The 3,161-nt window shown below is 51.1% G+C and carries 1 rRNA gene; it reads left to right on the forward strand.

Features of this window, described 5'->3' with window-relative positions:
• The first annotated feature begins 164 nt into the window (after window positions 1–164).
• Window positions 165–3,056, forward strand: a 23S ribosomal RNA gene (locus TU82_RS27265).
• The last annotated feature ends 105 nt before the right edge of the window (window positions 3,057–3,161 follow it).

The following is a 3,161-nucleotide window of genomic DNA, read 5'->3' on the forward strand; positions in this document are numbered from 1 at the left end:
TCGTTCTTTAAAAATTTGGGTATGTGATAGAAAGATAGACTGACCGTTACTTTCACTGGTAACGGCTCAGGCTAAGGTAAAATTTGTGAGTTCTCTTAATCGAGAAATTCGAATTTTCGGCGAATGTTGTCTTCACAGTATAACCAGATTGCTTGGGGTTATATGGTCAAGTGAAGAAGCGCATACGGTGGATGCCTTGGCAGTCAGAGGCGATGAAAGACGTGGTAGCCTGCGAAAAGCTTCGGGGAGTCGGCAAACAGACTTTGATCCGGAGATGTCTGAATGGGGGAACCCAGCCATCATAAGATGGTTACCTTACACTGAATACATAGGTGTATGGAGCGAACCAGGGGAACTGAAACATCTAAGTACCCTGAGGAAAAGAAATCAACCGAGATTCCCTTAGTAGTGGCGAGCGAACGGGGACTAGCCCTTAAGTGGCTTTGAGATTAGCGGAACGCTCTGGAAAGTGCGGCCATAGTGGGTGATAGCCCTGTACGCGAAAATCTCTTAGTCATGAAATCGAGTAGGACGGAGCACGAGAAACTTTGTCTGAATATGGGGGGACCATCCTCCAAGGCTAAATACTACTGACTGACCGATAGTGAACTAGTACCGTGAGGGAAAGGCGAAAAGAACCCCGGAGAGGGGAGTGAAATAGATCCTGAAACCGTATGCGTACAAGCAGTGGGAGCCCACTTTGTTGGGTGACTGCGTACCTTTTGTATAATGGGTCAGCGACTTATTTTCAGTGGCGAGCTTAACCGAATAGGGGAGGCGTAGCGAAAGCGAGTCTTAATAGGGCGTCTAGTCGCTGGGAATAGACCCGAAACCGGGCGATCTATCCATGGGCAGGTTGAAGGTTGGGTAACACTAACTGGAGGACCGAACCGACTACCGTTGAAAAGTTAGCGGATGACCTGTGGATCGGAGTGAAAGGCTAATCAAGCTCGGAGATAGCTGGTTCTCCTCGAAAGCTATTTAGGTAGCGCCTCATGTATCACTGTAGGGGGTAGAGCACTGTTTCGGCTAGGGGGTCATCCCGACTTACCAAACCGATGCAAACTCCGAATACCTACAAGTGCCGAGCATGGGAGACACACGGCGGGTGCTAACGTCCGTCGTGAAAAGGGAAACAACCCAGACCGTCAGCTAAGGTCCCAAAGTTATGGTTAAGTGGGAAACGATGTGGGAAGGCTTAGACAGCTAGGAGGTTGGCTTAGAAGCAGCCACCCTTTAAAGAAAGCGTAATAGCTCACTAGTCGAGTCGGCCTGCGCGGAAGATGTAACGGGGCTCAAACCATACACCGAAGCTACGGGTATCACGTAAGTGATGCGGTAGAGGAGCGTTCTGTAAGCCTGTGAAGGTGAGTTGAGAAGCTTGCTGGAGGTATCAGAAGTGCGAATGCTGACATGAGTAACGACAATGGGTGTGAAAAACACCCACGCCGAAAGACCAAGGTTTCCTGCGCAACGTTAATCGACGCAGGGTTAGTCGGTCCCTAAGGCGAGGCTGAAAAGCGTAGTCGATGGAAAACAGGTTAATATTCCTGTACTTCTGGTTATTGCGATGGAGGGACGGAGAAGGCTAGGCCAGCTTGGCGTTGGTTGTCCAAGTTTAAGGTGGTAGGCTGGAATCTTAGGTAAATCCGGGATTCTAAGGCCGAGAGCTGATGACGAGTCGTCTTTTAGACGACGAAGTGGTTGATGCCATGCTTCCAAGAAAAGCTTCTAAGCTTCAGGTAACCAGGAACCGTACCCCAAACCGACACAGGTGGTTGGGTAGAGAATACCAAGGCGCTTGAGAGAACTCGGGTGAAGGAACTAGGCAAAATGGCACCGTAACTTCGGGAGAAGGTGCGCCGGTGAGGGTGAAGGACTTGCTCCGTAAGCTCATGCCGGTCGAAGATACCAGGCCGCTGCGACTGTTTATTAAAAACACAGCACTCTGCAAACACGAAAGTGGACGTATAGGGTGTGACGCCTGCCCGGTGCCGGAAGGTTAATTGATGGGGTTAGCTAACGCGAAGCTCTTGATCGAAGCCCCGGTAAACGGCGGCCGTAACTATAACGGTCCTAAGGTAGCGAAATTCCTTGTCGGGTAAGTTCCGACCTGCACGAATGGCGTAACGATGGCGGCGCTGTCTCCACCCGAGACTCAGTGAAATTGAAATCGCTGTGAAGATGCAGTGTATCCGCGGCTAGACGGAAAGACCCCGTGAACCTTTACTATAGCTTTGCACTGGACTTTGAATTTGCTTGTGTAGGATAGGTGGGAGGCTTTGAAGCGTGGACGCCAGTTCGCGTGGAGCCAACCTTGAAATACCACCCTGGCAACTTTGAGGTTCTAACTCAGGTCCGTTATCCGGATCGAGGACAGTGTATGGTGGGTAGTTTGACTGGGGCGGTCTCCTCCTAAAGAGTAACGGAGGAGTACGAAGGTGCGCTCAGACCGGTCGGAAATCGGTCGTAGAGTATAAAGGCAAAAGCGCGCTTGACTGCGAGACAGACACGTCGAGCAGGTACGAAAGTAGGTCTTAGTGATCCGGTGGTTCTGTATGGAAGGGCCATCGCTCAACGGATAAAAGGTACTCCGGGGATAACAGGCTGATACCGCCCAAGAGTTCATATCGACGGCGGTGTTTGGCACCTCGATGTCGGCTCATCACATCCTGGGGCTGAAGCCGGTCCCAAGGGTATGGCTGTTCGCCATTTAAAGTGGTACGCGAGCTGGGTTTAGAACGTCGTGAGACAGTTCGGTCCCTATCTGCCGTGGACGTTTGAGATTTGAGAGGGGCTGCTCCTAGTACGAGAGGACCGGAGTGGACGAACCTCTGGTGTTCCGGTTGTCACGCCAGTGGCATTGCCGGGTAGCTATGTTCGGAATAGATAACCGCTGAAAGCATCTAAGCGGGAAACTAGCCTCAAGATGAGATCTCACTGGAACCTTGAGTTCCCTGAAGGGCCGTCGAAGACTACGACGTTGATAGGTTGGGTGTGTAAGCGCTGTGAGGCGTTGAGCTAACCAATACTAATTGCCCGTGAGGCTTGACCATATAACACCCAAGCAATTTGCTGACCTGAGAAGGCACCAGATTGCGGTGTGTGAAGACGAGATGAACCGAAAGTTCGACGCTCACAAAACACCGAAAACTATCACA

This window comes from Pseudomonas orientalis (genome assembly GCF_001439815.1).
Lineage (GTDB): Bacteria > Pseudomonadota > Gammaproteobacteria > Pseudomonadales > Pseudomonadaceae > Aquipseudomonas > Aquipseudomonas orientalis.